Genomic DNA, 2,947 nt, shown 5'->3' on the forward strand with positions numbered 1-2,947 from the left:
GTCAGTTTTCGCTTTCTAAGAGTGACTGTATCTGTCAGCTCATAGGCATCTTGGATTAGCTCAATTGGTAGGAGGTCTGCGAGAGTTTCGACTTGATTCGGTTTGTAGTTATTTATGATATCGAGGGCTTGAGAAACGTGCATAAAAAATCCGATAAACAGGGTCTATCGGATTTTTACACACTGGAGGGATCATTCAATTGATCTGCCGATTAATGTTTAACTGATCGGCATTAGAGCAATATGCTCCTTATATCGACTTGAACAGCCTATACCGCATACTTGTGCAACATGGCTTGTTGATGTCCCGCAATCTCCGCAACTTGCTCTGAGCTTTCAACCATAGATTCGAGCTGCAGAATACTATGATCGCCCTGCTCCGATACTCGGGCGATGGATTCGCTCACGTGGGCCGTTGCGCGTTCTTGCTCTTCTGTAGCAACCGACACTTGTTCTACGCGTGCTCTGATATGCTCTACCGCAGTCTCTATATCAACAAAGGTCGCCTTAACTAACTCACTTGACTCTATAGCATTAGCCATCTCTTGTCTTGACTCAGCCACTGCAACTTTAGAACGCTCCGCGGCGTTGACAAGCTGATTCATACGATCGCTGATGTTGGTAGTTTGATTTGAAGTGTCACTAGCAAGTTTACGCACTTCATCCGCAACCACGGCAAAGCCTCTGCCCTGCTCTCCTGCGCGCGCTGCTTCAATAGCCGCGTTAAGAGCCAATAGATTGGTGTTCTCGGCGATACCAGAAATAAGATCGACCATCTCACGGATCTGTCTCACTCGTTTATCAAGCTCAATCATCGAAGATTCATTGACGTTTAAGGTATTTTCGAGCGCTTGCAGCCTTGCTTGATTTTCTTCGATTGCTGAAACACCTTGCGCGGAGAGCGTGGTCGCCGATTTTGACTCTTCGTATGATTCATTAGTCACACTGGAGATCTCTTTGATTGACGCTTCGAGTTGATGCACCGTGGTTACCATAGTCGATAGTGAGTCATTTTGTTCACGCAAGCTATGGTTAGTTTGCTCTGCCGCGCCATGACTGATTTCCGCAGTTTGATATAGGGTCTCGCAGTTTCGCGTGACAGTCGCGATTGACTCGTTGGTTGATGCCATAACTTGGTTGAGCTTACTCGCGATCTCTTTCATCTCTTGTGGACCCAGCAGTTTCGCTTGTCCCGTGAGATCATGGTTGGTCATTTTGTTGAGATTTTTGAGTATGTTGCGTAGGCCGCGGTTTATCCAGTACCTTAGTGAAAGCCAACTCACTAAGATGACTGAAACCAAAACAACACCACTGACCAGCAATATCGTAGTGATGTTAGACATTGTACTTGTTACCACCCCCTGACTTTCATCAATTAGTGATTCTGCCGAAGTCGAAATCTGATTAAGCAGTTCAATCGTTTGGTTGGCGATTATCGCAGTCTGTTCTACTTGCTGAGATTGAGTGGTAGCGAGTTCAAGCTTAAATAGAATTTGGTCGATTATACCGTCTTGTTTGAAACCACTCAGAACCATGTCATAAGCGGCAGTTAGACTAGCGAACTCTACGACGTCAGGGTGCCACTCTTTGAAATCATCGTAGGCTAAGTTAACCCCAGCGAGACGGTTTTTCATCTCGCGAAACTCGGTATTGGCTTTTTCTAAATCACTATGCATCATTAGTTCAACAAACGAACTCTCCATTGAGCTAATGTTGGCAATAAATCGATTGGCTGCATCCGCTGATTCAGGGTTATCTCCTACCAGAAAAGAGCTAATGCGGTTCATTTCCGGCCCCACAGAGCCTAATCCGTAACGAAACCCACTAAGCTCAGAATCAATCTGCGCTTGTCTCGCTATAATATTTTGCTGAGTTTGTATAATGCTAGCACTTAGATTATTTAATTCATCAATGGTGTCGCTCAGTTGGGTACTTTGCTGCTGCGAAATCACATCGCTGTAATCGAACGAGAAGTCCCCCACCTGTTGAGACAGATTTTGAATGTTTGATTCTAGTCGAGTGATTTGTGCTTCTATACTCGCCAGAACTTCACTATTCTGGCTCTGAGTGATGTAACTAAGCTGCTTTGCTTGTTCCAGAATATTTTGGGTTAGTTGAGCGTTGGTCATTGCCAGAGGCAGAGCTCGCTCTGATAAGCCTGAAAACTGTACGTTGATCCGTTCTAAGCCTTTAATACTGGTGACAGAAAGTAAAATCACAAGTAAGGTGATGGTGATAAATACCGCACTGACAGTTTGTATTAACGACAATTTGAATTTATTTTTTTTCAGCGTGTCCATTGGCTAGTGTATTCCTAGTACTAAAGTTTACAGTCAGGCATGTTATGTCTAGTTTGTTACACTTAGATTTCAGCAAAGGTAGAGAATGAACCATCCGCTCTTAAGTACTCACACCATTACAGCCACCCTATTGGCTTTTGCTCTGATCGGTTGCAGCAGCCAACCTGACCGTGACTATAGTGCACTGGAACACACAAAGTTCTCTCAACACGAATTGATCACAAAAAGTTCATTACTGGATGTCTATAAGCAATGGAAAGGTGCCCCCTATCGCTTAGGAGGCGAATCGCTCAATGGAGTCGATTGTTCTGCGTTCGTACAGGCCACTTATAAAGACGCGCTCGGATTACAACTACCACGGACAACGTTGGCACAAGTGCAGATAGGTAAAGAGATCGATTACGCAGATGCCAATATCGGCGATTTAGTGTTTTTTAAAACCTCACCTAAAGTCAGGCATGTGGGGGTATATATGGGAAGTAAACAGTTTATGCACGCCTCCACGTCAAAAGGCGTCATTATTTCAAGATTGGATAACCCGTACTGGGCTTCGAAATATTGGCATTTCAGACGAGTCGCGTACTCGCCTGAAATTAACTAGCTAGTTTAGTCGTACTTAGCCACAGCAGAATCAAACAGATTTTTAAC

Annotated in this window: 3 protein-coding genes; 1 reads left to right on the forward strand and 2 read right to left on the reverse strand. The window is 44.4% G+C overall.

Annotated features, from left to right (window positions below):
• Both QTO00_RS17565 and QTO00_RS17570 read right to left on the reverse strand, forming a co-directional pair.
• The coding region (locus QTO00_RS17565; RefSeq protein WP_331425928.1) for a transposase domain-containing protein at positions 1–143 on the reverse strand (143 nt) is incomplete at its 3' end.
• 125 nt (positions 144–268) lie between these two features.
• Positions 269–2,299: a methyl-accepting chemotaxis protein gene (locus tag QTO00_RS17570; protein ID WP_331425926.1), complete on the reverse strand. Its 2,031-nt coding sequence runs from the start codon at positions 2,297–2,299 to the stop codon at positions 269–271.
• A gap of 85 nt (positions 2,300–2,384) precedes the next feature.
• Between QTO00_RS17570 and QTO00_RS17575 the strand changes: the two genes are divergently transcribed.
• Positions 2,385–2,900 carry an NlpC/P60 family protein gene (locus QTO00_RS17575; RefSeq protein WP_331425927.1) on the forward strand — a complete coding sequence of 172 codons (516 nt, stop codon included), beginning with the start codon at positions 2,385–2,387 and terminating at the stop codon, positions 2,898–2,900.
• Positions 2,901–2,947 lie beyond the last annotated feature (47 nt).

The organism is Vibrio sp. M260118 (assembly GCF_036533755.1).
Classification (GTDB): Bacteria; Pseudomonadota; Gammaproteobacteria; order Enterobacterales; family Vibrionaceae; genus Vibrio.

Excerpts from the sequence above, each read along its gene's own strand:
- QTO00_RS17570 (WP_331425926.1), bottom strand. The coding sequence starts at position 2,299 with ATGGACACGCTGAAAAAAAATAAATTCAAATTGTCGTTAATACAAACT.
- QTO00_RS17575 (WP_331425927.1), top strand. The coding sequence starts at position 2,385 with ATGAACCATCCGCTCTTAAGTACTCACACCATTACAGCCACCCTATTG.